This is a genomic window from Rudanella paleaurantiibacter (genome assembly GCF_009184635.1).
Classification (GTDB): domain Bacteria; phylum Bacteroidota; class Bacteroidia; order Cytophagales; family Spirosomataceae; genus Rudanella; species Rudanella paleaurantiibacter.
In genome coordinates this window covers 102,112-128,157 of record NZ_WELI01000008.1, presented here as the reverse complement: position 1 = coordinate 128,157, position 26,046 = coordinate 102,112, and the positions used below count along the sequence as shown (strand labels likewise).

The following is a 26,046-nucleotide window of genomic DNA, read 5'->3' as shown; positions in this document are numbered from 1 at the left end:
TTACAACCCAAACCCGATACGCACGCCCGGATAGACTTTCTTGAAAAAGCCATTCATATACAACTCCGGCTCGATTCGGATCAGGCCCTTCTGGTAGAGCGTGCCACTCAGCCGGATGGCGTTTGGGGCAAAATAGTCTCCTTTTCGGTGCACCAGCATCCCAACCGACAGGCTCGTGCGAAGGCGGTCGAAAGCCGGACCACGGCCGTCGGCAGAAGGGCGGTAAAATGCTACCCCGACGGTCAGGAAGTCGTTTCGTTGAATGAGCCCCCGTCCATCGGCCGGATTCTGGAAAAAGAAATTCGACAGATACCCCACCGAGTATCCAACCCCTTTGAACCGCGACGGTACAAACTGCACATCCAGCTTGAGCGAAGGCACCCATTGACTCCGAATCAGGCCCGCACCGATATTGGGCTGAAAACTCAGGAAAGGCGACTTGGCCAGACCGGGGCTCATAAAGTTGGTACCGACCGAATTACCTTCGTGTCGGTAACGCAGGTCGAATGACATTTTAGGATTGGTCAGGTCGTGGCCTTTGAAAGCCCTGACGGCCTGCATGGCTTCCTGTACTTTTTGGTTGACGCCACCCTCGGCCAATAACCGCTCCACTGTGCTCAGGCTATTTACCAGTATGTACAGGCTAAAATTATAGACCGTTTGGGGCTCCAACGACCATACGACCTGTAGCGTATCCTGCCGCGATTTGACCAGTACCGGCTCCGCTCGACCTTCCAGAAACCGGTAGGCATTGACCGGCTGCGGGTGCTGCCGAACTTCGACCGTACGGGCGGTGGTACCCAACCGAAAAAGTGTGTGTACCGCCTGAACGGGGTTCTGCGTGGTATCGGCTATTTTGCGGTAATCTGCCACAAACAGGCGCAACACCGAGTCGATATTTTTACGGGCTTCGAGTTGGGCAAAACTCTGAAAACCAATGATCAGCGCATTTTTCTGACCCAAGTCGACTTCAATGTGGCTCAGTCCGTCGAAGCGGCCCCGTTTGCCAGGCCCTGCCAGGTGCGAGTCGGGCGATTGGGCCATAATGGTCCCGACCATGCTCAACAGGAGCATAGCAATTCGAATAGTTGATCGTATCATTTATTGGGGTTGTTTTCTCTGTAAAGGCAGTTGAAGCATTGTCGGCCCTTCGTCCGAAGCCGCCGAGATACCATTGCCCGACCCAAGCCGCACAAACCGATCGGCGCGGCCTCCACCCGCATTCCGAATCCGGTAGGTTTCTTCTTCGGTCAGCAGTTCGTTTTCGTGCACAACCCGAAACCGCCGTTTGGCTGGTACCGCAGCCGAGGCTGATGTCCGTTGGGCCACCAGCGGGGTAAGGCTCGGGGGCACTGTTAGCTGGGCCACATGCCCACCCGGCGTACTGGCAGGAAACACCGGCACTTCCACCGATTGGCTAACGGGCGTCTCAGCCTTCCCTACTTCGGATACAGGTCGGGTAGCGATGCGGTTATTACCCGGTTGCGTGCGTTCGGGCTGCCGTCGATATTGGGCTACGGTTTCGGGTTTGTTCGATTCGGGCGTCTGGGCCACCTGAGGGCGGGGTCCGTCAGGCGGTTTGGGGGCAGGCAGGTGCACAGCCTCCACCCGCGTCGGCTGGTTGGTTTGAGCGTTGTACAGCCATACCCCGGCCAGAAGCAACCCCATACAGGCCGCTGCCACAGCCCACCAAACCGGGGCCGGGCGTTTCGGTTGAACTACCGGCGCGGCCGCCAATTCGGGGCGTAGCTGCTCCCAAAGACGCCCGGCATCAAACGTAGAACCCGGCGGGGGGGCATCGGGCAGTTGGTCGAGCACCTGCCGAATGCGTTGGTCAAGACGTTCGTCGGGATTCGTGTTCATACCCGTTTGTGGTTAGCCAGCTCTGTAACAAGGCACGTGCCTTGCTTAATTGAGACTTGGACGTGTTTTCAGAAATACAAAGCTGTTCGGCAATTTCGCGGTGCGAATACCCATCGATGGCGTACAGGTTAAACACGGTTCGGTAACCGGGTGGCAACTGCCGAATCAGGTCATAGATTTGTTCCGCATCCAGATGGGCATCGGGCAAATCGGTCTGGGTCACCGGCGGGTCGTCAGGATCGACCTCCGTTAACAAAGGCAACACCTGTTTGGCCCGCAGAAACTGTAAGGCCTCGTTGGTCACCACACGTTTCATCCAGGCTTCCAGCGCTTTATCGTCGCGGTACACAAACCCGTGCAGGCTTCTGAATATTTTCAGAAACGCATTCATCAGCACCTCTTCGGCATCAGCATCGTGCCGCACGTACCGCAACCCAATCCGGAACAATCGATTGGCATACTGATCGTACAGCCGCCGTTGGGCGAAGCCGTTGCCAAGCTGGCATTGTTCGATCAGTTGTTGGAGCATCGGACGTTAGCTGGATAAACAGGTTTCAATAGCAGAAATGCAGCAACCGGCCGAAGGGTTGCCTGAGTCCGAAAAAAAAGGTCGACCGGGAAATTCCCCAGCCGACCTCAATAAACGATTCACGGTGCCCTACCCGGCAAAAACCGCTGTTACATCTACGCTCAAGCCAGCCAGCACACCGGACTCAACGGTACCGCTCTCGGCGGCAAACGAAACCAGGTCGAACCCGGCGGTTGTGCGGCCGTACACCTCGATACTCTGGTTACGCGGGTCAACAATCCAGTACTCGGCCACGCCTGTTCGCTCATAGAGCTTGAACTTGGTATTGCGGTCGAGCCGGATAGACGAAGGCGAAATAATCTCTACCACCAGATCAGGAGCGCCAAAGAACCCGTCTTCCTGCAAATTGGGCAAGTTGGCGTCGAGCAGCACAAACAGATCTGGCTGAACGTCGGTATTCGGCTCTGGTACCACGCCAAACGGGGCGATAAATGCTTTGCCGGATTTAGTGGTGCTCAAAAAGTTTTTGACAAGTACTGCTAATTCAAGCAATACACTCTGATGAGTTGCGGTAGGATGATTTTTGGCCACGATTTCGCCATCTATTAGTTCAAAGACGTTCGCTTTCTCCTCTTCGGCCGAAAACTCCATTGCCCGGAACTCTTCATACGTCATCGGTTTGGTGATCGTCTCCATATCGCTGCTGTTTATGCCCAAGGCAATTTACAAAATTTATTCCACCGTTACCGACTTGGCCAGGTTGCGGGGCTGATCCACGTTGCGACCGCGTAGCACAGCGATGTCGTAAGCCAGTAACTGCAACGGAATCACCGATACAAGCGGCATCAGAATCTCGTGCACCTTCGGAATCTCGATCACAAAATCGACCATACCGGGCAGGTTGGTATCTCCTTCTGTCGTGATGGCGATAACCCGGCCCTTGCGGGCTTTCACCTCCTGAATATTCGATACCACTTTCTCGTACGAGCTGTCCTGCGTAGCATTGACCACCACCGGCATATCCTCGTCGATAAGGGCAATCGGGCCGTGCTTCATCTCGGCAGCCGGATAACCTTCGGCGTGGATATAGCTGATTTCTTTCAGTTTCAGAGCCCCTTCGAGCGCCACGGGGAAGTTGAGCCCCCGGCCCAGATAGATGAAATTGCGGGCGTACGTAAAAATGCGGGCAATCTCTTTCACCTTGTCGGCGGCCTGCAATACCCGCTCCACTTTGGCCGGAATACTTTCCAGCTCAGCCAGCAACTGCCGGAACAGCGAGTCGGAAATGGTGCCTTTGCGCTGAGCCGCGGCCAGGGCCATCAAGGTCAGCACAGTCACCTGCGCTGTAAACGCCTTGGTACTCGCCACCCCGATTTCGGGACCAGCGTGCGTGTAAGCCCCCGCGTGCGTGGCCCGGGCAATCGACGAGCCCACCACGTTACAAACGCCAAAAATGGTTGCCCCTTTCGATTTAGCCAGCTCAATAGCCGCCAGCGTATCCGCCGTTTCGCCCGATTGCGAAATAGCAATTACAATATCCCCCTCTTTGATAATCGGGTTGCGATACCGGAACTCCGACGCGTACTCCACCTCGACCGGAATCCGGGCCAATTCTTCAAAAATGTACTCGGCCACCAGCCCCGCGTGCCACGACGTGCCACAACCCACAATCACAATCCGCTTCGACTTAGCCAGTTTGTCCATGTAATCGCGCAGGCCACCCAGCTGCAGGGTTCCTTCGTCGGCGTTAACGCGCCCGCGCATGGAGTCGGCAATAGAACGCGGCTGCTCAAAAATCTCCTTGAGCATGAAGTGATCGAAGCCGCCTTTCTCGATGGCTTCCAGCTCCAGCTCTACCTTTTGCACGTAGGGTGTTTTTTCGGCGTTTTCGAGCGTCACAATTTTCAGTTCGCCTTCGCGCACCACGGCAATTTCGTAATCGTCGAGGTACACCACATCTTTGGTGTATTCGATAATGGGCGAGGCATCCGACGCAAAGAAAAACTCGTTTTCGCCCACCCCAATCACCAGCGGGCTGCCTTTCCGGGCGGCTACCAACTGCGTGGGATTATCTTCCGAAATCACCACGATGGCATAGGCCCCCACAACCTCCTGCAACGCCAGCCGAACGGCTTCCTCCAGCGACGACCCAGTATTCTCCTGAATGTCTTCGATAAACTGAATCAGGACTTCGGTATCCGTCTCCGACCGAAATTCACGCCCTTTGGCCAGCAGGCTTTTCTTGATGGCCGCGTAGTTTTCAATAATCCCGTTGTGGATAATGGCCAGCTTCCGGTGAAACGAATAGTGCGGGTGCGCATTGGCATCGTTGGGTTCGCCGTGGGTAGCCCAGCGGGTGTGCCCCATGCCAATAGTCGCGTGTAACTCCTTACCAGCGAGTTCACCCTCCAGATCGGTTACCTTCCCTTTTTTCTTATAAACCTTCAGGCCGTTTCCGTTGAGCAGGGCAATTCCTGCGCTGTCGTACCCGCGATATTCCAGTCGTTTGAGGCCCTTCAGGACCAGGGGAGCCGCTTCGCGGTGTCCCACATATGCCACAATTCCGCACATGGTTTTAAAAAGTGTTTTTTGGTTTTTCGTTTCTGAACTCCAGGCCTTTTCGTCAACTCATTCATAATGAACAAGTTGCCCAAGGCAAGCTAATACCCGGCTCTGGAAATCGAAACGATGCACTACTTAAGTTGAGCTAATCGGTCGTTTATAGCGGCCGTTCGGGGTGTAAAATAACGAGTTTCGGCGGTCTAAACCGACCCGATCATGGCAACCCGGTCATGTTTAAGGAAATAAAAAGCCCCGGCTGGCCTGTTTCGGAGGCCAGTCGGGGCAAACTATGTACTCACATTTAGTTTGACGACGTAAAGAACAACACCAGTTTAGCACTGGCCTTCCCATCCAGCAGCATCCGCTGAACCCGGTCGTTCAGGTAAATCTGCTGGCGCGACGGCTGCAAAGCACCCTGCGGTGATACCGGTCCAATATCGCTACTGATGGGGGTCAGCAAATACAGTCCGTTATTGGGTCGCTTACCCGCCAGAATCGCCTGTATGTAGCCCGTCATGTTGATTGTATAATCGCGTGTGCGGCTGTTATAGGTAACCACCTGCGGGCTGTAAAACGACGTCTCAGTTGTATTGATAGCCACCCCAGGGAAGATCGGCACCAATTGCACCAACCGGTTGGGCGACGAGCGGGCAATCTGAAACCCGTTAGCCTCTGCCAGAGCAATGTACGGTGGCAAACCTCCCCCCGGAAACGTACCATCCGGTTGGGTCGGTGTAATCACCAGATCGGCCCGATTGATACCCACACGCCGGTTTTCCTCAATCGACAACAAACTCGGGAAAGTCAGGCGGGTAGTTACACCCGTCATAGGCTGTACAAACGTCCGGCCGTTGGTGGCCGACGACGGCAAGGCCTGCCCGGCCCGGAGCCCCGCCAATGGCGTACCCGCCCGGTCGACGGTCAGGTTCGTAAACCGGTTGCCCGACAGGAAAAATCCGTACGAACTCGCCGTGGTATCGCCCTGTACGTGGTAGTACACCGCAATGTACGAGAAGCGCGACAACTGAAACAGCGAAGCCCGGTCGGTGGAGGTTACCACAGCAAGGCCTTTCTTGTTCATAGCCAGAAACTTAGTCGCATCTCTCCCCTCCTCAGTATTGGCTAACTTGATCAGATCCTGCCCAATGGCGTCGGGCAGGCGGGCAATCAGGGCTGTATCACCGGTTGTGGTGCGCGGCCGAGGCCGTACCGTAAACCGGGCAAGCGGCTGTGTCTCGTAGCCAATTCGGTTCCGAATATCATAGTTAGCCGTACCAATATCTTCGGTCAGCCGGTGTACGGTTAGCTGTTGCGGCACCAGCGTATCGCCATAGAAATAGGAGAAGCCGCTTTCGCGCTGCAACGACATCACCAGCCGGGTAGAGTCGTACACGATTTGCGCGGTCGGAATCACGTTTTTGTCTTTGTCGACTACCGTAAAAGCCGTGCTCAGCTCCAGCCGGGCAAACGAAGCGGCCTGCCCTTTTCCGAAAATGGGGTCGGTATATCGGCCGGTGAGCAACCCGCTCAGGCCATTGCTCTGTACCGAGTCGAGCAGGACCGTCGAGCGCTCAACCGAGAAGGTATCGCTGAAAAAAACGCCCACCGGAGTAGTGGGCGCCAATCCAATTTCACTGGGTTCCTGGCAAGCCAGCAGGCTCAGGGTGGCCCCAGCCAGCAGTGTGGCTTTACCCAGCCAGTTGCGTGTAGAGGTTGAAGTACCGGTCGGCAAAATCTTCGTCTTCGTTAGAACCGAATTTGTAGTCGGGGATGTCATTAAGAATGGCGTTCAAACTTTCACTTACTTCTTCTTCAGCTTTCACCACGGCGTCGGCATAAGCCACACCAACCCGGATAAATCCTTCGTAATCGCCCGTATTCAGCGCCGACAGCATTTCGTCGTCAATGTCGAGCATTTTTGCTTTTTCAATCAGTTCTCCGCTGCTGAACTGATGGTCGAATGCATTGTTGTAGATTGTAAAAACCGACTTCGAGTCCTTAAACATCGGGTCGTTTTTATACGTCGTTTTGAGGTAAAGCGGAATCAGGGCGGTCATCCAGTCGTTACAGTGAACAATATCGGGCGACCAACCGAGCTTTTTCACCGTTTCCAGCGCTCCCTTACAGAAGAAAATAGCGCGCTCATCGTTGTCATCGTAGAACCGGTTTTCCTTATCGTGAAAAACGTACTTCCGCTGGAAATAGTCTTCGTTATCGATAAAATAAACCTGCAACTTGGCATTCGGAATCGACGCCACCTTGATAATCAGGGGCTTTTCTTCGTCACCAACCGAGATATTGATTCCCGACAACCGTACCACCTCATGGAGCCGGTTCTTGCGCTCGTTGATCAGACCAAAACGCGGTACCAGAATCCGAATCTCCATGCCGCGCTCTTGCATGACCTGTGGCAACTTACGAACAAAATCAGCTACTTCGGTGGTTTTTAAGAAGGGGTTTATCTCACTGGCAACGTACAGAATGCGAAGTTTGCTCATAAAAAGACGGGCGCTAAATGACAGTTTGCAAATAGAAAATCTGCAAAATTATACAATTTTTTCGCGTATTTCAATCATAAAGTACCAAAAAAGTCCTAGTGCTACTACCTGTTACGTAGACAGGTGAGCAAGTGAAACGGCTATGCAGCCGGTAGCAATTCACTTGCTGAGTGCTTTCCCAGCGACTCTGTTAAATTCCTCAAAGATTGTGTAAGCATGGCAATTTGTTGGTCTTTCTCCGACAACTGACGTTGCTGCATTACGATCACATCTTTCAATTCTCTTGTCTTTTCACCTTCATTTTTTTGAAGTGAATCCATTACAACCCGACCAAAAACCACGGCGGGTTCAACACCGATAGCGTTGCAAAATTTTACGATCATTTTGCCACCAACCGACTCGGTTTTGTATATCTCATATATGCTCTGAGAACGAACCCCCATCCTTCTACCAATCTCTGTTGGGCCTAATTTCTTCTGGTCTGCTAGCTCCTTGAGTGCTTTGCCAAAGTGAATATCCTGCATAATTTCACAAGAAAATTTTTGGGTTTATTGTTTTTGCTACAAGAAAATTACTACAATTGTAGCAGATTCAAGGGCAATACAACGCATAAGGTTAAATAATTCCAAACACGTTGTAGGCAGTGGCTCTGAAAATTATCGGTCGTGCATGGGCACAATAGGGCAAAATTCCTTACAGCTAGTTCGATTCTGGCACTGATAACAACCCCGTAGGATATTCCAGAAAGGTTTTTGACGGATTCCTGACCGGATAACGTACCGGGGTGCTTAAACGGGTGCAACGGCCCTGGCGAACCAATGGCGAGAACCAGCGGGAAAACAGCCAGGGCCAACACTATCCAGGTTGCGCCCGGCAAGCATACGTAGTATAAAAATCCGTCCGGCGCGAAGCGACGAACACCACCAGTGCCAAAAACAAACCGATAATGGCTAGGCTAAAACACTCTTTCCGGGAAATGCGAAACGTAGTAACCATCTACGTAAACAAATTAGAAGCTGACAAAAAAGTTTTTCAGTCCAGCAATCTTGGTGCATACCCGCATCAGCCGAAGCTAGACACCCTTAAGGAGTTGGCAACAATGCTTACCAACCTAGAATATACCGGAACTATCGACGGGCAACGGGCACCAGCACCGGCCCCGCAATTGGGCTTATTTGGCAACAGCTAAGCCCATTTTTTGTACCCTAAAACTTGCTGGTTTTCAGCGGCCTAACCCTCACTCGATAAATATAGAATTATCTGGCGAAAGCCAACCGGCCTTTTCCTTTTCCAAGATGGGTAATACTCCTACTGTTAAAGACTCCCTTTCGCAATCGTATAAGTTCGGTTATACTGTACGTAACAAACAGGTAGCTAACGAAAAACTGATAAATCAAATTGATTCGTTTTTACTTGAATACGGGGTGGAGTTGCCCGATTCTAAGTTTGTGCACGATCAGACCCGGCAACAGGTATACAACTATGATGCCTATGGGGATTCGTTAGATAGCCGGTTCGAACAGTTGGTAAAGTTGCGGTATGCGTTGGGTGAGGGCAAAGGGTATTACGCAATGTTCGAAAAAGAAGGTAAATCCAAACTGGTACCCCTAGCGTTCTGGTACTCTAAGCACCGTTTAGACCACGTTTGGAACTGGCGAAAATCGGCCCTGGTGCGTAGCAAGTATTACAACTATCTGGCAACAGCCACCGACGCAACCGGCAAACTGTTAATGCACCATTACCGGCCAATTCACTTGGTACTGACGGTGCCCCACAAAAACGGCCTATGGAAAGGCAAACGTTTTTACGGCCGTGAAATCATGGCAATGTTTAACCTGCTACGGAAAGAACCAGCGTGGAAAAAGTACGTATATGCAGGTGAGTACGGGCTAGAAGTAAAACGGTCGAACGACCACGGTTTACACATTCACTTGCATTCGTTCCTACTGCAGCGGCCCCAATACTCGGTGAAAGAAGTACAAACGGTTTTAGAGACCCTATGGCGGAAATACACCGGCAACGATTCGAACTACAGCGGTTTACATTACGAAACCCTGTACACCTACAAAAGTAACCAGGACGGCACCGTTACAAAAGAATACATTCGGCCGGGCAAGTCTGACATAAATCATTATTTATCAGGCGTTTTGGAGTGCATTAAATACCATTTTAAGCCCGATTGCATCCAAACGACAGACGGCCAATATGACCTAGAATTAATCGATGAGATTCTAGTGAATACCAAGCGTTTACGGATGTACAGCCGGTTTGGGGCATTTTACAAATGTGCCGAACTGAATTTTGATAATTCAGCCCTGGAACCAGTTGTACTGCCAACTGAGGACGAATTAACGGACGATCAACCCGAAAACATTACCAGCAGTACGGCCGGTGTAGAAGAACGGTTAATAAACCCTTTCACCGAGGAACCGGCAACCCTGGCAGATTATGAGGTAATGATAGGCAAGCCGTCATACCTGCGGTATTATGGCACCGATCAGCGACGGCCGCACGAACCGTACCTTATTCAGAAAACAAGCCCATTCTTTCGGGTGAGTGCTGCGAGAATGCAGCTAAAGACAATTATCAGCCTGGATTTACGCGGCCAACTACCAACCAGGATGCTACATGAGCCGGGGGCAAGTAGCCTGGAACAATCCTTACAAGTAGCGGAAATTATTACGGGCAATCGTGCCCGAAATGGTGCCCCAAATGGTGCCCGAAATGGTACCCGCAATGGTGCATATATGCCTTTATAGTGCTTAATCAATTCTCACATTTTTTACTTTTTTCAAACCATGCAAAAGACCATTATCATTGGCAACATCGGGCAAGGTGCCCAATTCAAAGAAGGCGCTTCCGGTTCATTCCTGACTTTCACGGTAGCAGTAAACGAGCGATGGAAAAAGGACGGCGAAACAAAGGAGCGTACAACCTGGTACAATTGCGTTTACAATTTCAAGGCAGATGTACTGGCACCGTACCTTACACGTGGGACCCAGGTATATTTAGAGGGAAAGTTAAACCCCAAAATTTACACGGACGGCCGGGGTATGAATCAAATCGATATGCAATTCACGGTAAGGGAGATTCAGCTAGTAGGCGCGGCCAAAAGAGAGGAACCGGCACTAGCACCAGCACCAGCAGCGGCCCCGATCAGCGCGGGGGTACCGGTTGCGGCCGGTGAAGATTCGGAAGATTTACCGTTCTAAAAAGAACCAGCACAAACAAAAAGCCCGGCCGTTCATTCGGCCGGGCTTTTTTAGTTGAAATCATTTGAACCCAGGGGCGGCCCTAAGTGCTCAATAATAATCCGTACCTGTTTCGGGCTAAAATACTGCTTACCAGATTTCCAGCCGATTTGCTCTTTTATTGATTCGATAGCAACAACAAACCTGCGGTAGCTTGTACGGTAAAGTTCGATTAATTGTTGTTTGGAAAGGAAAGATTCTGAATACACAACAAGGGGCTTTTAAGTGGGACAACCTAAGCAAATATACAAAATATCATGTATTCGGAGCAATAGAAAGCAATATGTAATTGTGTGTTTTTCAGTGCATTTGTGTGCAGTTGTCTACAGATTGTTGCAAAAGGAAACGGCCGGATTTTGGGTGTATTAGTTTCGAATCGCTAAACAATAACAACCCAATGAAAACGAACCGGCAAGCCTATGCACAGCCTAGCAACTAACAACCGATCTGCGTTAAGTAACGCTCTACACTCCTTTCTAATCGTTTGCGTCCTTTCGGGGTGGTCATTCATTTTCGTATCAGTGACGAGCAAAGCAAAAGCAGGTTTGCCGGTTTCGTTTTTTTCGACCAATGGCAACGAGCACATCTTACAAGCTACCCACAAATTACCCAACGTACCCAACGGGCGATACGGGGGGAACGTTGACGCAAAACGACTTACCAACGATTCCGGGCGCAACGACCAACCCGGACGGCACCACGTCGATTACACCAGCACAACTGGCAGCGAACGAGCGCGAAAGACAGCGGCTATTGTTCGAAAAACAGTTACGGGAAGAATTAGCCAGGGCGGGTATTACCTGGAAACCGGGCGAACCGATTCCAACCAGCATCTTACAGAAGTTGTTGGGGGCCGGTTGGTCGAGCAACGATCTAAAGGAATTTACGGGTACCAGTGTGCCCAATACAACGAGCCTGACGGCCCTATTTACTTCACCCTGGTTCCTACTGGTTGCGGCAATCGTTCTGGTACTCTTTCTAACCCGCTAACAAATGAACGCACTTTTATTAATCGGCGCGGCCGTAATGATCTGGCTGTTTTCGAAAATACGAGCCGGGCAAATGATAGACTTTTCGTTCGGGATGCCGGTACAATTTCGGGTACAATCGGGCTACCTGGTATTTGTACAGCCGGTGGAGTTGATAAACCAGACGAATACAGCAGTAACACTGCAGCAGGTAAACTTAGACTTTCGGGCAACGGGCGGGGCGCGTTTGGGTTCGGCCTACCTGGGCGGATTTTACCGGTTGCCAGGTTTGGGGCGTATCACGATACCGGTGGAAGTTCGAACGAACCTAATCGACTTGATACGGGCTTTTCCCGATTTACGCAATCAGTACCAGGGGCGGAAAATAGATATTCGCTATGTGGGCACGATTCGGGCGGAAGGGGTTACACTGCCAATAGACGAACGGTTCGAGATGCCTTTCAATTTCCTAATCCCTTCTTAACACTATGGCAGACACAAGCGGGTACACCTACGTACCTAATGTTGGCTGGATACCAAACACAGCCATACAACCCAAAACCGGCAAGAGCACCAGCAGTACCGGCCCCAACTGGAACCAAATCTTAACATCTGTTACCAGCCTGGGCAACAATGTATTTGGCTTTCTGACAGCAAAAGAGCAGGCTAAGAATACGGGTGTAGTTCCTCCCTGGCTAACCGGAGACGGAGCCAACACCGGAGACGCGCCTAAAAATGGCCTGGGTATTTCTCCAATCGTGCTGGTTCTATTGGCCGTTGGTGGGTACCTACTCTTAAAGAAAAATTAACCTTTTACCCCTAAACCCTAACCCATTTTTACAATGGCTAAACGATTGCTTTATAACGTCGGTTTTGCTGAGATTCTAGGCAAGCAGATGAACATTTTCAGCGGTGACGCTGACGGCCAACCCTTCCTTGCAGCGCGGAAAGGCACCGGAGCCGACACCAAAGTTTTGTACATCAGTCGTGACATGGTAGCGGCTTTGTTGGCTCTGAATAAGGCGTTTATCGACAGCCGGTACAACCTGGCAGAAGCCGACAACGTGGCCAACCCCGTTTACACCAGTGCCGACAGCGATAACGACGGTTTCCGGGAAATCGCGGTAACGAACGTAAACGACAACCTGAAAGAAGTGTACACCGGCCAACCGTTCTTTTCCCTCAAAGGCGACACGGTAGACGACTACACCGAGAACGCGGCCGTAACTGCCAACTTCCTGGGGGCAATGTCTACAGCAAGTGGCGAAAAGAGTTTTATGACCCAGGCATGGGAGTTCATCCAGGCAAACTGGATTCTGGTTGTTGCCCTGGTTGGTGCGTTCGTCTATTTCGACCCGTTCAAGTTGTTCGGCAAGAAAAAGCGGAAAAAGTAACCCACGGGCATAGCCCAAGCAGGTGCCCTGGTGCCGATCTGGTGCCGGGGCTATTCCTAAACCCTAAACCATTTTCAAAGTGGCAAAACTCAAAAAATACCCGAAAGCCCTGAAAGGCAACCCTAGCCTGGAAGCACTGCAAAAGCAAAAGGCAAAGGTTGTGGAAATCAAAAAGCACAACGACAGCATCTTACGAGCCGAAGCAGCTAAAAAGAAGCTCAAGGACGAGATTCTCAAAATGAAGAAAAAGTAAGAGCACAAGCCCTAAATAAATGGCCCCGGCCGGTGCAGGTTCGGGGCCATTTTTCTAACCGATGGAACAAGCCTTAACCTATTTCCGACTACGTTCTAAACCGTACTGGTGCCTGGAACGCGACGGCAAAAAAATACATGAGTTCGACGGCACCGATTTGGCGCAAAGTGAGAACGAACTAACGGAGTATTTACAACTACTCAACACCGGCCGGTACACACTAAAGGTTCGGGAATCGAAAAACGGACAGGCAGGGCAAGGCCAATACGAATTTACAATAGGAGCAAAACCACGGCCAACCACGGCACAACCAGCGCAAAACATGGGAATCAGTGCAGCCGATCTGGACACCTATAAAAAGGAACTGAGAGAACAAATCGAGAAAGAGTTACGACAGGAAATGCGATTACAAGCCCTGGAGGATTCAATAATTGAGATTCGGAACCAGCTTAAAAAACTGACCGACGACGACGACGAAAACGACGAATCGGCAATTGACAGAATGACCGACGTTGTATCTAAGATGCCGGGCCTACTGAGTGGATTAAAAGGACTTAAAGCGTAAACCCCAATTATGAACAAGGCAAATAAAGCAGTCGAAGCAGTGGTAATGCAGTCAGATACAGCAGCCCTGGAAGTGGCAGCAACTACGTTTATCAACACCAGCGCGGAAACGGTCGGGATTGCGGCAACTACGCAGCTTTTCGAGTACCTAAATAGCTTGATGCTGGAAGAACCGGCCTTTGCAAAGAAACTGGCTACACCATCAATTCAGGCTGAATTGTCGAAAGTAGCGGCCAACATGAAGGGCAAAAAATGGGGGCTTACTGATTTAATGGGCGCACTGCCTAGCCTGGTTGCTTCACTCAACAAGATTTTTGGAAAGTAGGCAGCAGAACACTGCTTACCAACACCCTAACCCGAATGAACAATGATTAATATTTTGCTTTTCTTTTTGGGCCTATTCCTGACAAAAAAGGAATCGGACGGCGGCACGAAAGCCGACCGGAAAAACGGCGTTTCTACGGGTAACGTTCTGGCAATTTCGGGCCTACTTATTGCCGGTTACTGGCTGGTTACAAATGCCCTAAGCAAGTACCGGCAAGATTCGACGTTGGCCAATGCAGCCAGCAGCATACCGACTCAACAGGCAATGCAAATACGGGATGCTTTCGAACCCTGGGGGGCGTTCCTGGGATGGGCACCGGGCACCGACGAAGATGCGTTGTTTGCAGTGGCACCGTTAATTACGGATTGGCCAGCAGTCCAAACGGCGTATTTCAATCTGTATAAAGAAAACCTTGTACAACGTTTGCAGTCCGAATTAGGTAGCGACTTTGTAAAGTTTTCGCAACTGCTAGGCACCAGAAGCACTGGCGGCACCGGCACGGGTTCGACAACTGGCAGCGGCACCACGACTGGCAGCACTGGCAGTACCGGCACGGGCCAAACCCCGAACCCATACACGGTACCCGGTTTGCCTGACATTAAGGGTAAGACCGTTTATGTACTATCCAAAAAGACAGTTTACCACACAAGCCCGGTACGTAGGACGTTCAACGCGGGTGCTACACTAGGCAAGGCGTTGGGGTGGAAGAAAGTAAACGGAAATACCCACGTGGTGTACGAGTACAGTTATTTTGGTAGTACCGGCACTTTCCCGTTTATCGGTTGGGTAACGGAGATTCACGACGTTTATGCTTATACCGTTGGCCTAAAATAAACCCTAATCCACACCATGAAAATTGATAAGAAAGCCTTATTTGGCCTGGTTGGTGGATTGGGTTTATACCTGGCTACACGTAAAAAAACGAGCACCAGCACCACCGGCCAAACCGGGGCGGGGCAAGTGTACCGGGTGGTGAGTTCGGCCGGTGGCACTGGTTCGACCGGGGGCACTGGTTCGACCGGTGGTACTGGTTCGACCGGTGGCACTGGTTCAACCGGTGGCACTGGTTCAACCGGTGGCACGACTACACCGACCAACAACACAGTAACACTGGTTGGGCTAACGTATGACGTAAACACCCACGGGGCAACGTTGTATGTGTACAGTGCTTACGATTTGGATGTACGTTTAAGCCGAAAGGATGGTACGGCCCTGGCTGGTTTTGGCTGGAACCATACCGATTACCGGCAAGCGATTGGCAACAACACGTACCCGAACTATAATAAAGCCCTGGTGTACAACCCGGCAACGTTGGGTACGGGTGGAATCGAGCCAAACAAACAGTATGTATTGGCATTCAGAAACCGGGCAACGAACCAAACGTTTAGCGTGGAGTTTACCAGCCCTACTGCCAACCAGGACAGCCCGTTAAAAGTGTACGGCCTGGATGGTGCCAACTCAACAGCACCGGCACCAACACCAACGCAGCCAGTAGGGGCGGATAAGTATTTTAACTTTCCGTTTACGCCTATCCCAGATACAGGGGCACGACCGGCAAACGGGCAAATTGTTTTCCAGAACGGGCGAATCAAGTTAATACGCGATTTGAACGCAGGGGGCGCAATTATCCACGTATCAGAGAACGGCGGGGCCAACTTTGTAAACCGCTACGATATTGGCCGTTTGTTGCCCATATCGAGCTACATGGGGCCAAACCCGTACAATCACCCTGACTTTCCAAAGGGGCCGGGATGGGAACGTTTTATGATGAATCCGTTAGAAGCGGGTGATTATAAAAACAATGCTTCGCAGGTTATAGCCTACGGTTACGATGCCGCAACCGGCACCCACTACACCAAAAACATTGCGAAAAACTTTCCGATGGAAAACTACGAGACCGGCACGAATTACGAAGTATGGAGCCGGTTGATTGGGGAAAACGTAGTACGGAACTGGTACAAAGTGAGCATCAACCAGGCGAATGACGAACGGCAAGAACGCGACGCAAACGGGAACCTGAAACGCTATCAAGGCGAGTTCCAGGAAGCACCAATATTGTACGGCAATGACGTTTACCGGTACACTGCTTTCTATGGCCCCAACGGTGTTGTAATGCGAGATTTGAGCAACCCGGCCAATGATCTGGAAACAACCCCAACGGTCGAACCCTGGTACGCGCTGGGCAATGGTTCGCGGTTTATTGGTGTTACCGGCCCCGATCAATTTTCTTTCAATACCCGTACCGATGGGGACGAAGAACCAGGGGCAACCGGTGGCGAATTTGGGAGCCGGGCACGATATGTGGCCAACCTAATTGGCCGTCAAATCGACCCGGTAGATACATTGTACTATGTGTTTGACGTGGTGGTTGGCTCTATCGATGAAATCCGGCAAGCGAGCACAGCACACCAAAGCAGCAACCGGGCCAATAACAAACCAGCGTACAGCTTTGCACAAAACCGGGGCGATTGGTTTACGCAGAATGCAACAACCAATGACCGGGCAACGGGCGGTAAACTGATTGTGACGCACACCCAGGGCAACGCGGCCGTTTACAGCCCGAACTTACCGTTTAATGCTGCAGACGTTTCGACCATCTATGTACGCATGAAAAACAGCAGCCCTGAAACCCAATTAGCCATTGGGTTTAAAAAGGCAGGGCAACTGGACAGCGACACGGTAGACCCGGCACAAGGCAAACAACAAATGGTACAGTTTGCAGTGCCGAATGATGGGGCCGTTCATACCGTAGCGGTTCAAATGCAGGGTACCTGGCGTTGGGATGGGATTGTAAACCAATTCTACATTACCAATTGGAACCGTAACGAAAACCCGGTTTCGGGCCGTACCTGGGAGATTGAAAGCGTAACGTATTACGACCCGGCAACACCACCAGCGGCACCAGCGAACCCAGGCAATACCGAGCCAACAACGAGCACAACAGCCCGGCCGATTCCGGGCACCGGGTATGTAATTACGGCCAATCAGAATGTAATGAAAATTACGCAGACGGCCGTAAACGGTTTGGTTCGTCTGTCTGACACGTCGGGGTACGTACTGCCAGCAGGGTACCATAAAGTGTACTACGTGGAGAACACGCGGTATATCGACGCACTGCCAGCAACGCTGTTTACACCGGGCCAACAAATCAACATTACCTGTATTGTTACCCGATCAACAACAGGACTTGATTTGTACCAGTACGAGACAGACCCCACATTCATTATCGGTTGGGCACAAAGTATTGTACTGATTTCTACAACCTAAATACCTAGACAATGCAACGTTATTTTTTACCGTCCTGGGTACGTCCTGAGTTTTTGGAACGGGGGCCGGTGGTTGGCCGGGTGATGACATTACCGGCAGGAAAGGTGTACGCTATCAGCCGAAAGCGCAAAGACACACCGGCCGAAGCATACGAGCAACGCGGGGCAACTCATGTGCACGTTTTAGACGGCCTAACACCGGCCAAACAACACACTATGCCCAATTGGGAAATGTGGGCCAATGCTGGTGCTAATGCGAACTGCAGCAACTTAAACGAAGCACAAAGCCGGGCGGTTGCGGATGCCTACCCGATCACCGGTTTTATTATCGACCAATTCGGAGAGGGGCCGACGGCCGTTTGTACGTCTGAAAAACCGCAATACCGATGGTTTATGCAGCGGCTACTTGAACGGGCAGCGGGGGCGGGCTTTCCTACGGTGCTGGTTGGTTCGTATGGTGATTTGGGTATGTACCAGGGCCGTTTTTTGAACTTGGTTTCTGGATCACGCGACCCACTACACCGGCGCGGCCGGTACGGTTCGAAGGCAGCAGCGCGGGGCACCAACAGTTTTTACACAACCATTGCCGGTTTGAACCTGGGTGATGCCATTGCGTCGAATGTGAGTTACTACCCGCACAATTCACAGGAGTTCGACAGAGCACTGGAAATTGTGCACTCGTTAGAAATCAACAGTTTAGCGAATGACCGGGGGTGTTACGTAATACCCTTTCCGATGTACGAAACCCCGAACAACCCGCCAATCATGGCAAAGACGTTCGATTGGCACCACGAAACCACCAGCCCGGCCGGGGTGCTTACAATTCGTGATTATGGTAGTTCGGCCCTGACAGAATGCGTAATGGTTGGCTTTTCGTCTATGTGGTTCGGCCGGGGGCTAATCGAGTGGCACGATACACGAAAGTTTGTTACTGACCGGAACAAGTTTAAGAGTTCGCACCCAGACGATGCCCGACAGGATTTCTGGGCACCGGCACCAGGTAGCCCGGCACAATTCCCGTACACCGGCAATCATTCGGATTCGACTGCAGACAGCTACACGACACAACCTTTATGGGGCTACGATTACATACGGGCCGGTGTAGAAATGTACCACGACTTACGCGATACGGAAGGGGGCAACCGGGCGTATGCCCCGTACTACGTGGATGGGCAAGACGGCAACGCATGGCAGGAGCCAGCGAGCGACGGCGCAACCGTACTGGTGCAAGCGAGTAAGAAAATGGGCATTGCTCAAACCCGAACCAAAAACGGTTTGGTAAGTGGTTTTTTTTACGACCCGTATGCAATACCCAACGCACAACGGCGGGTAACGATCAAGCACCCAGGCGGTTCTAAAACGTGGACGTTCGATGTAGTAGGTAATGAGTTGGTAACGTTTAACGATTCATTGTAATGGCTCTGGTATATGATGAAATGGTATTAACCGACCGGGCAACGTTTGAACGGCGGGTTAGGCAGATTGCCAATCGATTTGGATTCAATCCCAATTGGCTAATGGTGGTAATGAGGTTTGAAAGTGCCGGTACGTTTCGGCCAAATGTGAAGAACCCGTATAGCGGGGCGGTTGGTCTGATTCAGTTTACCAGCAGTACTGCAGCAAGCCTGGGCACCACAACAGCAGCCCTGGCAAGCATGACGGCCGTAAAGCAACTGGATTACGTAGAACGATATTTTGAACGCTGGAACATTACCGGCAAGGTTACTAGCCTAGATGTTTTGTACTTCTATGTTTTTGCACCGGCCTACGCAACCAAACCGCTAAGCTATACAGCCTATGCAAAGGGCACCACGGCGTACAGCCAGAACGCGGCACTTGACCGGAATAAGGATGGAAAAATTACACTCGAAGAAATTGCATGGACTATTCGACAGTACGACCGACAACCTTACCCGGACGGTTCCAGCAGTGCTGGAATAAACTCAACAACCGGACTATTAACCGTTGCAACCCTAGCGGGTGGCTTTTACCTATGGAAGCGCAAAAAATACTCTGCAGACTAGACGAACTGCAGCACACAATTAACCATATCCGAATGGATGTGCTAGGCGATAACGCCAATTTTGGAGCCGACGTAAATAAGCGAATCCAGGCACTAGAAGGGGCGATATTGGAACTAGGGGGCACGGTACCGGATGAAAACACCGACTTTGCCGGGGCATTTACCCAGGCAGCACAATAACGAGTTTTAACCCTAAACCCATAAACACTATGTCATTAGTTGGAAACATCCTTGCAGCCTTTCAATCAGTTGGAACGGAAATGAAGGCGATTAAAACCAGCCTGGGTAGTAAGATGAATACCGGGGCGGCTATCAATGCCAACCAAATCACGTCCGGTACCATCGATGCAGCACGACTGCCAGCAACCGACGCATTTACGAAGGCAGAAACGGGCGACGTTAACACCGACTTTGCCGGAGCATTCACAACAGCAGCCAATTAATTATGAGCCTGACTAGTAGAATTAAGGCAGGATTTCAGGCGGCCGGGCAGAGAGTTAAACAGATTGAAGATACAAGCTATGGTCAATCTGTTTCGCGATTTGGGGCGGTTGGTGACGGGATTGCAATAGAAAACCAAGCATATAACCAAGCCTTGCAAAACCAATTTGAAAAGGCATTATGGATACCCAAAAAGACCTACAAATTTAATCAGGGTATCACGTTGGATATATCAAAAGTTCGTTTGATGGGCGAACGATGTGTTTTTGATTTTACCGAGATGACAACCGGGACGGCAGTAACAATAATAGGTGCTGGTACTGGAAACCCCTATGCTAACGGGGTAAACTGTTTGGATTTTATTCGAATAGTTGGGCCGGGCAAAAATAGCGAAGTAAAGGGGGTGGTTTTGTCTACGGGTACAGAGGGCGGAACAAGTCATTTCGCCCTGAATAATTTCGTTGTTTCCGGTTTCGGGATAAACATTGAAATAGGCGACAATGCGTATTTACAGAAGTGCCACCAAAGTAGCAGTTATGATGGGGGTATAGGGGTGCACGTCCCTAATGGTGCCAATTCAGGGGAAAATATCTGTTTGAATCAAATAGCTGTTTTCAACTGCAAGAAAGGGATTGTATCAGCCAACGGCAACGCTGACCTGTATTTGTACGGTTGTTCCCTGGACTACAATGAAAGGCAGATAGAAACCACTGGTGCACTTATCGAGATGCATGGGGGACACATTGAGGGGAAAAATTACATCAGTGCCCCTATTTATCTAAATGGGTCTGGTGCACACTTTAAAATTTTCGGGGGGCGGATTGTGAATACAGAGAATCAGACGATTCCTGAATTTTTTGTTGAATGTCAAAACGGTGCAAGTGGAAAATTCGCAAATACCGACATTCATAATATTGGGTATTCCAGCGGGTATTTTGCCGGGGGAAATTCGGCCGAAAAAGTGACAGTAACAGACCCAACATCTTATGAAGTTTACAACGCATTCTTACTGATTTCAAGCAAGCGGAATGTTCTTAATGATGGGACGTTTGAGGGTGCAACAATTTCAGATGCTTGGTTCGTTTCTGGCACTGGCTCTAGGGCATCAAGAACAAGAATGAATAGCGGTGACGGAAATGCTGAAGTTGAAATTAGCAAGTCAAGTGAACGGGCACGTACAGGAACAAAGTCGTTAAAATTTTTTAAACGATGGGGGGGCGGCAGTGGTGCCGTAATGAGTTTAATAATCCCTGTTACACCAGGTACGCAGCTTGTTGGCCAATTGTTTTTAAGTAACGGCAACTCAACTGGCACCCTTTACATTGGATATTCCTTTGCTGCAGGTTTCAAAAACAATTTTGATGATCCATTTCACAGAAAAGAGCCAGCCGGTGTTGATGCGGTAAATATGTCAACGATTGGTTCAGTATGGAATAAACGCACAACGGGCGGCAATCCATTACGGGTACCATGTTGGGCTAAGTACGTTGTTATCGATTTTAATGCCGATGGATTGGGGCCGGGTAGTGGTTCATTCTTTGTTGATGACATCGAATTTAATAGCCTGGGGGAAAATTCAGGTTCAGAAATAATTCTATGAAAATGATGCAAACCCTACTCCAACGGTTTTGGCAGTTAATCACCGAGCACAAAGCACTATCCATTTTTACAATGGTGGTGCTGGTGCTGGTGGTACTCATGCTAGTTCTACGGAACCGCTACGAAACCCAACAAGCGAACGCCCAACGGCAAACAGAGCAATACCAGGCAGTAGCAGACAGCCTGGTAAAGCGAACCCAAATCCTGACCTATGAAAACAAAGATTTACGCTCTACTCTGGAAAATTGCCGGTTGGGTATGGCTCAACGCAGCAGCCCTGGCAACGATCAGCAACGGGCAATCCTTAACCTTATCAAGTAGCCAGGAACCCAAGCAGTACTGCTATGATTCGACGCAAAACGCACGAATCCTGGAACGGTTGCGAGAAGGCGAAATGTACCGGCAACGGTACGAATCTGCAGCAGGAAAACTGGCAGTACTGGAAAGCCCGGCCCCGATCAGCACGGGGGTGCCACCAGCGGCACCCAAACAGGAGCCAAAAGCAGTGCCCATTATACGGCAAATTCGGACGGCGGCAATTATCATTTTAACCGGGCTTATTGCCCTAAAAGCGGTTCCAAATGGATAACCAATTGTTCCTAACCCTACTCGAAAAATCGCCCTATATGGGTGCCCTGGTTTACCTGTTTTATCTGTCTAGGGATTCAACCCGATTGCTGGTTCAAACCATCCAGGACAACAGCAAAACCATTGCCGAGCATACCAGTATGTTACGCGATTTGCGAGACTCAATCTTACGAAAATGAAAACGAGCGAAACCGGAAAAAGCCTAATCCGACGTGAGGAAGGTATTAGGCTGAATGCGTACAAGTGCCCGGCCGGGGTACTTACGATTGGGTACGGGCACACCGGCCCCGATGTGTTCCCAGGGCAAAGGATTACTGCAGACCGGGCAAACGATCTGCTTACACACGATCTGGAACGCTTCGAGCGAGTTGTAAACGCCGTTGTTCATGTGCCGATCAGTCAAAACCAATTTGATGCCCTGGTAAGTTTGGCCTACAACATTGGTGAGGGGGCTTTTGCAAAATCGACGCTGGTACGGAAACTAAACGCAGGGGCACCCAGGGCGGAAGTTGCGGCCGAGTTCGGCCGGTGGTGCCGGGCGGGTGGTAATGTGTTGCCAGGTTTGGTGCACCGACGCAAAAACGAAGCATCTTTGTTTTTAACGCTATAATGGGCTTTTTCAATCGTGCCGCAAATTGGGTGAAGGAAGTAGCCACCGGCAAAAACAAAGTTTTAGCCTTTACGGGGCCGGTTGGCCTGGCGTTCTTCATTGCCAACCAGCGAACCGACCAAAAGGCAATTAACCAGCTAAACAGTATTCCTGGTTGGGCCGATCTGCCAACAGCGGCCGACATTGCGGCCTACGAACAATCGTTTAACGCAGAAACCGACAACCGGGCCGAATTTGTCAGTTTGCAGCTAAAGCGATTGAACGAATTAGCAACACGGTACCAGGACAAAATAACGCAGCTTGCCAACCAGAAAGGTATTACAATTTCTCAGGCAGCAGGGTTATTAGGAGCCGGGGCCGGTGTAGCTGCAACACTGGCAACCGGGCCGTTTATTCCAGTTACAGCAACCCTGGGTTTTGCGTTCGGAGCACTGGCAAAGAAGGCAAGCGCAAACGAGCAAAAGGTATTACAGGCACGGCAAGAGTATGTAATGGCCCAACTGCAGGACTTAAGCACCCTGTACACCGGGTACACCAAAGAAGCCGAACAACTGAAGCCCGGCCTACCCGTTTGGCTGGTACTGGTGGTGTTGGTGTTGCTGGTTTACCTATTGAAGCGAAAGAAGCGAACCGAGTAAATTTGTGAGAATAATAAAGCCCTGGTACAATGTGCCAGGGCTTTTTTTATTACCGAATCCTAAAACCTATTTGCGTTATGTGCACAGGTTGGTACATTCGTGACTTAAACTATAAACAAATGAAAAAATATTACTCTGCACTGTTTTTACTCGTTGCCCTGGCTGGTTGTATCAAAGACCCTCAAACGGCTGCACAGATTGACTGTGAAGCCAAAAACTACGGACGGTTCCAGTTAACCAATGTGTCGTTATACCAGTATGATGTTTTCATCAACGGCAAACAGCTACTACGTACCCAGGGCAAAACGGCGTACAAAGATGTACAAGTCACACCGGGTTTTGTAGATATTGAGTTTAGGCAGGTTAACGGCTACCTACTTTATCCAACCGTCAACAAGACAAGTATTCTGGTTGGTAAATGCCAGGACTACACCTTTATTTTTCCAGAATAGCAAAATCAACGAAGCCCGGCCAAATGGTCGGGCTTTCTTTTTATCCGTATAATATTTGGTTTGTCAGCTGCTGCAGCGGCCGGATCTCAAAATATTATTCTGATTTCCATTCTTTCGCAACCCTGGAAACTTTCACTTTCCGGTACTTACGTACATACCCCGTACCACTATGTCCAAGCATAGCGGCCAACGATTCATCTGAAATACCACGGTTGTTGGTAACATCATCGGCAAAGGTATCACGGCCAATACTCATGGTTATTTCACGGCCTAAGCCTAGTTCCTTTGCAGCCATTTTTAAATGATAGTTCATGGTGTTGTTGGTCTTAAATGGCAGTTTGTCGAGACCACCGTATTTATCCACCAGGGCGCGGGCTTTCTCTGTATAGGGGACTATAGCCGTTTCACCGGTTTTTTGGCGGTTTATCTGCAGATACGTAAAGCCATCCGGCGTTACTTGTTGGGCGTTGCTATCGATCAACGCACCGTCGATGTAATGAAAGCCAGTGTACACCAGGAATAAGAAGCAATCGACGGCACCTTGTCGGATTCTACGAAACCGGGCCGATTCGAGTTTTAATAGTTCGTCCTGGGTGAGTGGTGCCGGTGGTACCGATTCAGCTACGGCCGGTTTATAGGTAATTCGATTGTCTGCAGACAAAAATTTTTTTTCGACCCCAAAGCGAGAAATCCCGGCCAAAAAACTGACGGCCATTCGTGCCGATGTTGCGGCCAACCTATCCAAATTGTACAATTCGTATTCACGGGCAAAGTCGTTATTGAGCACCGATGCCGGGGCGGTTGGCTGGTTTATGTAGTGCAGGTAATTCTTTACAAAGCCCCGATTTACTTTGTACGTTTTTAGGGTGTTTCTGCAGATAGGTTTACCCCGTTTATTGCGGCCGTTTTTTGCCTGGTATTCGTAATGGGTATCTATTAATTCAAGTAGGGATATTGTTTGATTTGTAGGCGCGGCCGGGGCGGGAGTTTGGTTTAGTAATTGTGCCACCATCGATTCAAGCCGGGCAACCGCTGACGCAATCGCGGTAACATCTTTACTCGTACCGGATGCCATTTCTAATAATGTTTGGAGTGGTTCTGTACTCATTCGTAAATAGTTTAATGTGAACTATTTACAACCACTACTAATAAACTTTTATCCGATTTCAGTTATTTGGCACCGGTATTTTTTTGGTAGAATTTCAATCATAAACTCCTAAATAATTACCATTTTAACGCGTTTAAACGACTTCGTCTTTCGCCCTATCCAACTTAGCCCGTACTTTGTCGTCATCACGGAGCCTTGCTCCTTTCCCGATTGCCTCTATGCAACGTATTGACACTGTACACGCGCTTCGGCAGCAACTTCGTCTCGCACACACTCCCGGTCAGACATTGGGCTTCGTACCCACTATGGGCGCTTTGCACGAAGGCCACCTCGACCTCGTCCGGCGCGCCCGACAAGAATGCGATCTGGTCGTTGCCAGCGTGTTTGTGAATCCGGTTCAGTTTAATAACCCCGACGATCTGGCGCGCTATCCGCGTACACTGGAACAAGACGCCGAAATGCTCCAAAGCGTTGGAACGGATCTATTATTTTTTCCCTCGGCCGACGAAATGTACCCCGAAGCCCCCCAACTCCGCCTGAATTTCGGTGAACTCGAAACAGTCATGGAGGGAGCTTTCCGGCCCGGCCATTTCAACGGCGTGGGCATTGTAGTGGCTAAACTTTTTAATCTGGTTCAGCCCGACCGGGCGTATTTTGGCCAGAAAGATCTACAGCAGATTGCCGTGGTCCGGCGGCTCATCCGCGATTTGAGCTTCCCGGTTGAGCTCATCCGCTGCGACACCGTTCGGGAAGCCGATGGGCTCGCCATGTCATCACGGAATCGAAACCTCACGCCCAACGAACGACTGCAAGCGCCCATTATTCACCAGGCTCTGACCCTCGCGCATGATCTGATGCTCGAAGGCCAAAGCCCCAATCAGGCCAAAGCAGCCGTTACAGGCTTGTTTGCACAACAGCCCCATTTCCGGCTCGAGTATGTGGAAGTTGCCAATGCCGATACACTACAGCCTGTATCGGAAATGCAGGCACCGGGCCAAACGGCTATTTGCCTGGCGGCTCATCTGGGCAAAGTGCGCCTGATTGATAATCTGGTTTTCTGAGGGCGTTTCGGGCAAATCAATGTATAAAACGGACTCAGGGGTACTGGCGTTTG

The 26,046-nt window shown here is 50.5% G+C and carries 30 protein-coding genes; 20 read left to right on the top strand and 10 right to left on the bottom strand.

Going from position 1 to position 26,046, the window contains the following annotated elements; translation table 11 throughout:
* The 8 genes from F5984_RS18925 to F5984_RS18890 all read right to left on the bottom strand — a co-directional run bounded on the left by F5984_RS18925 (position 1) and on the right by F5984_RS18890 (position 7,976).
* Positions 1-1,101, bottom strand: coding sequence for a hypothetical protein (locus F5984_RS18925; RefSeq protein ID WP_152125792.1), 1,101 nt, complete (start codon positions 1,099-1,101; stop codon positions 1-3).
* Positions 1,102-1,863, bottom strand: coding sequence for a hypothetical protein (locus tag F5984_RS18920; RefSeq protein ID WP_152125791.1), 762 nt, complete (start codon positions 1,861-1,863; stop codon positions 1,102-1,104). It abuts the gene before it with no gap.
* Positions 1,835-2,392, bottom strand: a complete 558-nt coding sequence (locus F5984_RS18915; RefSeq protein ID WP_152125790.1) for an RNA polymerase sigma factor — start codon at positions 2,390-2,392, stop codon at positions 1,835-1,837. Before F5984_RS18915 ends, F5984_RS18920 begins: the two co-directional genes overlap by 29 nt.
* Positions 2,393-2,521: 129 nt before the next feature.
* Complete coding sequence (locus F5984_RS18910) at positions 2,522-3,088, bottom strand: Uma2 family endonuclease (protein WP_152125789.1); 567 nt, start codon at positions 3,086-3,088, stop codon at positions 2,522-2,524.
* Positions 3,089-3,124: 36 nt separating this feature from the next.
* The gene (glmS, locus tag F5984_RS18905; RefSeq protein WP_152125788.1) at positions 3,125-4,963 is read right to left on the bottom strand and encodes a glutamine--fructose-6-phosphate transaminase (isomerizing); all 1,839 of its coding nucleotides are present in this window, start codon (positions 4,961-4,963) and stop codon (positions 3,125-3,127) included.
* A 292-nt stretch (positions 4,964-5,255) separates the two neighbouring features.
* Entirely contained in the window at positions 5,256-6,686 is a 1,431-nt protein-coding gene (locus tag F5984_RS18900; protein WP_185155568.1) for a DUF4270 family protein, read from the bottom strand.
* Positions 6,643-7,452: a glycogen/starch synthase gene (locus F5984_RS18895; RefSeq protein ID WP_019990024.1), complete on the bottom strand. Its 810-nt coding sequence runs from the start codon at positions 7,450-7,452 to the stop codon at positions 6,643-6,645. Before F5984_RS18895 ends, F5984_RS18900 begins: the two co-directional genes overlap by 44 nt.
* A gap of 140 nt (positions 7,453-7,592) precedes the next feature.
* A complete protein-coding gene (locus tag F5984_RS18890) occupies positions 7,593-7,976 on the bottom strand; it encodes a hypothetical protein (RefSeq protein ID WP_152125786.1) in 384 nt (127 codons plus the stop codon).
* 651 nt (positions 7,977-8,627) lie between these two features.
* Between F5984_RS18890 and F5984_RS18885 the strand changes: the two genes are divergently transcribed.
* Both F5984_RS18885 and F5984_RS18880 read left to right on the top strand, forming a co-directional pair.
* Positions 8,628-10,211 carry a hypothetical protein gene (locus tag F5984_RS18885; RefSeq protein WP_152125785.1) on the top strand — a complete coding sequence of 528 codons (1,584 nt, stop codon included), beginning with the start codon at positions 8,628-8,630 and terminating at the stop codon, positions 10,209-10,211.
* A 39-nt stretch (positions 10,212-10,250) separates the two neighbouring features.
* Positions 10,251-10,664 carry a single-stranded DNA-binding protein gene (locus tag F5984_RS18880; RefSeq protein WP_152125784.1) on the top strand — a complete coding sequence of 138 codons (414 nt, stop codon included), beginning with the start codon at positions 10,251-10,253 and terminating at the stop codon, positions 10,662-10,664.
* Positions 10,665-10,714: 50 nt separating this feature from the next.
* On the opposite strand, the gene F5984_RS27020 is transcribed toward F5984_RS18880, so the two are convergent.
* Complete coding sequence (locus F5984_RS27020; protein WP_152125783.1) at positions 10,715-10,912, bottom strand: DUF4248 domain-containing protein; 198 nt, start codon at positions 10,910-10,912, stop codon at positions 10,715-10,717.
* Between the two features lie 361 nt (positions 10,913-11,273).
* Here F5984_RS27020 and F5984_RS18870 point away from each other — a divergent pair, with 361 nt between their 5' ends.
* The 17 genes from F5984_RS18870 (at position 11,274) to F5984_RS18790 (ending at position 23,824) form a co-directional block, all read left to right on the top strand.
* Positions 11,274-11,693, top strand: a complete 420-nt coding sequence (locus F5984_RS18870) for a hypothetical protein (RefSeq protein ID WP_152125782.1) — start codon at positions 11,274-11,276, stop codon at positions 11,691-11,693.
* A gap of 3 nt (positions 11,694-11,696) precedes the next feature.
* The gene (locus F5984_RS18865; protein WP_152125781.1) at positions 11,697-12,155 is read left to right on the top strand and encodes a hypothetical protein; all 459 of its coding nucleotides are present in this window, start codon (positions 11,697-11,699) and stop codon (positions 12,153-12,155) included.
* A gap of 4 nt (positions 12,156-12,159) precedes the next feature.
* Positions 12,160-12,480 (top strand): hypothetical protein, encoded by a 321-nt coding sequence (locus F5984_RS18860; RefSeq protein WP_152125780.1) that lies wholly within the window; start codon positions 12,160-12,162, stop codon positions 12,478-12,480.
* A 33-nt stretch (positions 12,481-12,513) separates the two neighbouring features.
* On the top strand, positions 12,514-13,065 hold the full coding sequence (locus F5984_RS18855; RefSeq protein WP_152125779.1) for a hypothetical protein: 552 nt from the start codon (positions 12,514-12,516) through the stop codon (positions 13,063-13,065).
* Positions 13,066-13,144: 79 nt separating this feature from the next.
* A complete protein-coding gene (locus F5984_RS26570; protein ID WP_185155567.1) occupies positions 13,145-13,318 on the top strand; it encodes a hypothetical protein in 174 nt (57 codons plus the stop codon).
* A 61-nt stretch (positions 13,319-13,379) separates the two neighbouring features.
* Positions 13,380-13,883 carry a hypothetical protein gene (locus F5984_RS18850; RefSeq protein WP_152125778.1) on the top strand — a complete coding sequence of 168 codons (504 nt, stop codon included), beginning with the start codon at positions 13,380-13,382 and terminating at the stop codon, positions 13,881-13,883.
* Positions 13,884-13,892: 9 nt separating this feature from the next.
* Positions 13,893-14,207 (top strand): hypothetical protein, encoded by a 315-nt coding sequence (locus F5984_RS18845; RefSeq protein ID WP_152125777.1) that lies wholly within the window; start codon positions 13,893-13,895, stop codon positions 14,205-14,207.
* Positions 14,208-14,249: 42 nt separating this feature from the next.
* Complete coding sequence (locus tag F5984_RS18840; protein WP_152125776.1) at positions 14,250-15,041, top strand: hypothetical protein; 792 nt, start codon at positions 14,250-14,252, stop codon at positions 15,039-15,041.
* 15 nt (positions 15,042-15,056) lie between these two features.
* Entirely contained in the window at positions 15,057-17,474 is a 2,418-nt protein-coding gene (locus F5984_RS18835; RefSeq protein WP_152125775.1) for a hypothetical protein, read from the top strand.
* A gap of 11 nt (positions 17,475-17,485) precedes the next feature.
* Positions 17,486-18,889 carry a hypothetical protein gene (locus F5984_RS18830; RefSeq protein ID WP_152125774.1) on the top strand — a complete coding sequence of 468 codons (1,404 nt, stop codon included), beginning with the start codon at positions 17,486-17,488 and terminating at the stop codon, positions 18,887-18,889.
* The gene (locus F5984_RS18825) at positions 18,889-19,497 is read left to right on the top strand and encodes a transglycosylase SLT domain-containing protein (protein WP_152125773.1); all 609 of its coding nucleotides are present in this window, start codon (positions 18,889-18,891) and stop codon (positions 19,495-19,497) included. Before F5984_RS18830 ends, F5984_RS18825 begins: the two co-directional genes overlap by 1 nt.
* A 208-nt stretch (positions 19,498-19,705) precedes the next feature.
* Positions 19,706-19,939, top strand: coding sequence for a hypothetical protein (locus tag F5984_RS18815; RefSeq protein WP_152125771.1), 234 nt, complete (start codon positions 19,706-19,708; stop codon positions 19,937-19,939).
* Positions 19,940-19,941: 2 nt separating this feature from the next.
* Positions 19,942-21,537, top strand: a complete 1,596-nt coding sequence (locus F5984_RS18810; RefSeq protein WP_152125770.1) for a hypothetical protein — start codon at positions 19,942-19,944, stop codon at positions 21,535-21,537.
* A gap of 210 nt (positions 21,538-21,747) precedes the next feature.
* Positions 21,748-22,125 carry a hypothetical protein gene (locus F5984_RS18805; RefSeq protein ID WP_152125769.1) on the top strand — a complete coding sequence of 126 codons (378 nt, stop codon included), beginning with the start codon at positions 21,748-21,750 and terminating at the stop codon, positions 22,123-22,125.
* Positions 22,126-22,299: 174 nt separating this feature from the next.
* A complete protein-coding gene (locus tag F5984_RS18800) occupies positions 22,300-22,734 on the top strand; it encodes a lysozyme (RefSeq protein WP_152125768.1) in 435 nt (144 codons plus the stop codon).
* The gene (locus F5984_RS18795; protein WP_152125767.1) at positions 22,734-23,372 is read left to right on the top strand and encodes a hypothetical protein; all 639 of its coding nucleotides are present in this window, start codon (positions 22,734-22,736) and stop codon (positions 23,370-23,372) included. The genes F5984_RS18800 and F5984_RS18795 overlap by 1 nt, the downstream gene beginning before the upstream one ends.
* Before the next feature lie 77 nt (positions 23,373-23,449).
* Positions 23,450-23,824, top strand: a complete 375-nt coding sequence (locus F5984_RS18790; RefSeq protein WP_152125766.1) for a hypothetical protein — start codon at positions 23,450-23,452, stop codon at positions 23,822-23,824.
* Between the two features lie 94 nt (positions 23,825-23,918).
* On the opposite strand, the gene F5984_RS18785 is transcribed toward F5984_RS18790, so the two are convergent.
* Complete coding sequence (locus tag F5984_RS18785; protein ID WP_152125765.1) at positions 23,919-24,932, bottom strand: site-specific integrase; 1,014 nt, start codon at positions 24,930-24,932, stop codon at positions 23,919-23,921.
* Between the two features lie 218 nt (positions 24,933-25,150).
* Here F5984_RS18785 and panC point away from each other — a divergent pair, with 218 nt between their 5' ends.
* Entirely contained in the window at positions 25,151-25,993 is an 843-nt protein-coding gene (panC, locus tag F5984_RS18780; protein ID WP_152125764.1) for a pantoate--beta-alanine ligase, read from the top strand.
* Positions 25,994-26,046: the final 53 nt, after the last annotated feature.

Bases quoted from the DNA above. Each gene is read 5' to 3' on its own strand.
- F5984_RS18925 (WP_152125792.1), bottom strand. From the start codon at position 1,101: ATGATACGATCAACTATTCGAATTGCTATGCTCCTGTTGAGCATGGTC.
- F5984_RS18920 (WP_152125791.1), bottom strand. From the start codon at position 1,863: ATGAACACGAATCCCGACGAACGTCTTGACCAACGCATTCGGCAGGTG.
- F5984_RS18915 (WP_152125790.1), bottom strand. From the start codon at position 2,392: ATGCTCCAACAACTGATCGAACAATGCCAGCTTGGCAACGGCTTCGCC.
- F5984_RS18910 (WP_152125789.1), bottom strand. From the start codon at position 3,088: ATGGAGACGATCACCAAACCGATGACGTATGAAGAGTTCCGGGCAATG.
- glmS (WP_152125788.1), bottom strand. From the start codon at position 4,963: ATGTGCGGAATTGTGGCATATGTGGGACACCGCGAAGCGGCTCCCCTG.
- F5984_RS18895 (WP_019990024.1), bottom strand. From the start codon at position 7,452: ATGAGCAAACTTCGCATTCTGTACGTTGCCAGTGAGATAAACCCCTTC.
- F5984_RS18890 (WP_152125786.1), bottom strand. From the start codon at position 7,976: ATGCAGGATATTCACTTTGGCAAAGCACTCAAGGAGCTAGCAGACCAG.
- F5984_RS18880 (WP_152125784.1), top strand. From the start codon at position 10,251: ATGCAAAAGACCATTATCATTGGCAACATCGGGCAAGGTGCCCAATTC.
- F5984_RS18870 (WP_152125782.1), top strand. From the start codon at position 11,274: ATGGCAACGAGCACATCTTACAAGCTACCCACAAATTACCCAACGTAC.
- F5984_RS18865 (WP_152125781.1), top strand. From the start codon at position 11,697: ATGAACGCACTTTTATTAATCGGCGCGGCCGTAATGATCTGGCTGTTT.
- F5984_RS18860 (WP_152125780.1), top strand. From the start codon at position 12,160: ATGGCAGACACAAGCGGGTACACCTACGTACCTAATGTTGGCTGGATA.
- F5984_RS18855 (WP_152125779.1), top strand. From the start codon at position 12,514: ATGGCTAAACGATTGCTTTATAACGTCGGTTTTGCTGAGATTCTAGGC.
- F5984_RS18850 (WP_152125778.1), top strand. From the start codon at position 13,380: ATGGAACAAGCCTTAACCTATTTCCGACTACGTTCTAAACCGTACTGG.
- F5984_RS18845 (WP_152125777.1), top strand. From the start codon at position 13,893: ATGAACAAGGCAAATAAAGCAGTCGAAGCAGTGGTAATGCAGTCAGAT.
- F5984_RS18840 (WP_152125776.1), top strand. From the start codon at position 14,250: ATGATTAATATTTTGCTTTTCTTTTTGGGCCTATTCCTGACAAAAAAG.
- F5984_RS18835 (WP_152125775.1), top strand. From the start codon at position 15,057: ATGAAAATTGATAAGAAAGCCTTATTTGGCCTGGTTGGTGGATTGGGT.
- F5984_RS18830 (WP_152125774.1), top strand. From the start codon at position 17,486: ATGCAACGTTATTTTTTACCGTCCTGGGTACGTCCTGAGTTTTTGGAA.
- F5984_RS18825 (WP_152125773.1), top strand. From the start codon at position 18,889: ATGGCTCTGGTATATGATGAAATGGTATTAACCGACCGGGCAACGTTT.
- F5984_RS18815 (WP_152125771.1), top strand. From the start codon at position 19,706: ATGTCATTAGTTGGAAACATCCTTGCAGCCTTTCAATCAGTTGGAACG.
- F5984_RS18810 (WP_152125770.1), top strand. From the start codon at position 19,942: ATGAGCCTGACTAGTAGAATTAAGGCAGGATTTCAGGCGGCCGGGCAG.
- F5984_RS18805 (WP_152125769.1), top strand. From the start codon at position 21,748: ATGAAAACAAAGATTTACGCTCTACTCTGGAAAATTGCCGGTTGGGTA.
- F5984_RS18800 (WP_152125768.1), top strand. From the start codon at position 22,300: ATGAAAACGAGCGAAACCGGAAAAAGCCTAATCCGACGTGAGGAAGGT.
- F5984_RS18795 (WP_152125767.1), top strand. From the start codon at position 22,734: ATGGGCTTTTTCAATCGTGCCGCAAATTGGGTGAAGGAAGTAGCCACC.
- F5984_RS18790 (WP_152125766.1), top strand. From the start codon at position 23,450: ATGTGCACAGGTTGGTACATTCGTGACTTAAACTATAAACAAATGAAA.
- F5984_RS18785 (WP_152125765.1), bottom strand. From the start codon at position 24,932: ATGAGTACAGAACCACTCCAAACATTATTAGAAATGGCATCCGGTACG.
- panC (WP_152125764.1), top strand. From the start codon at position 25,151: ATGCAACGTATTGACACTGTACACGCGCTTCGGCAGCAACTTCGTCTC.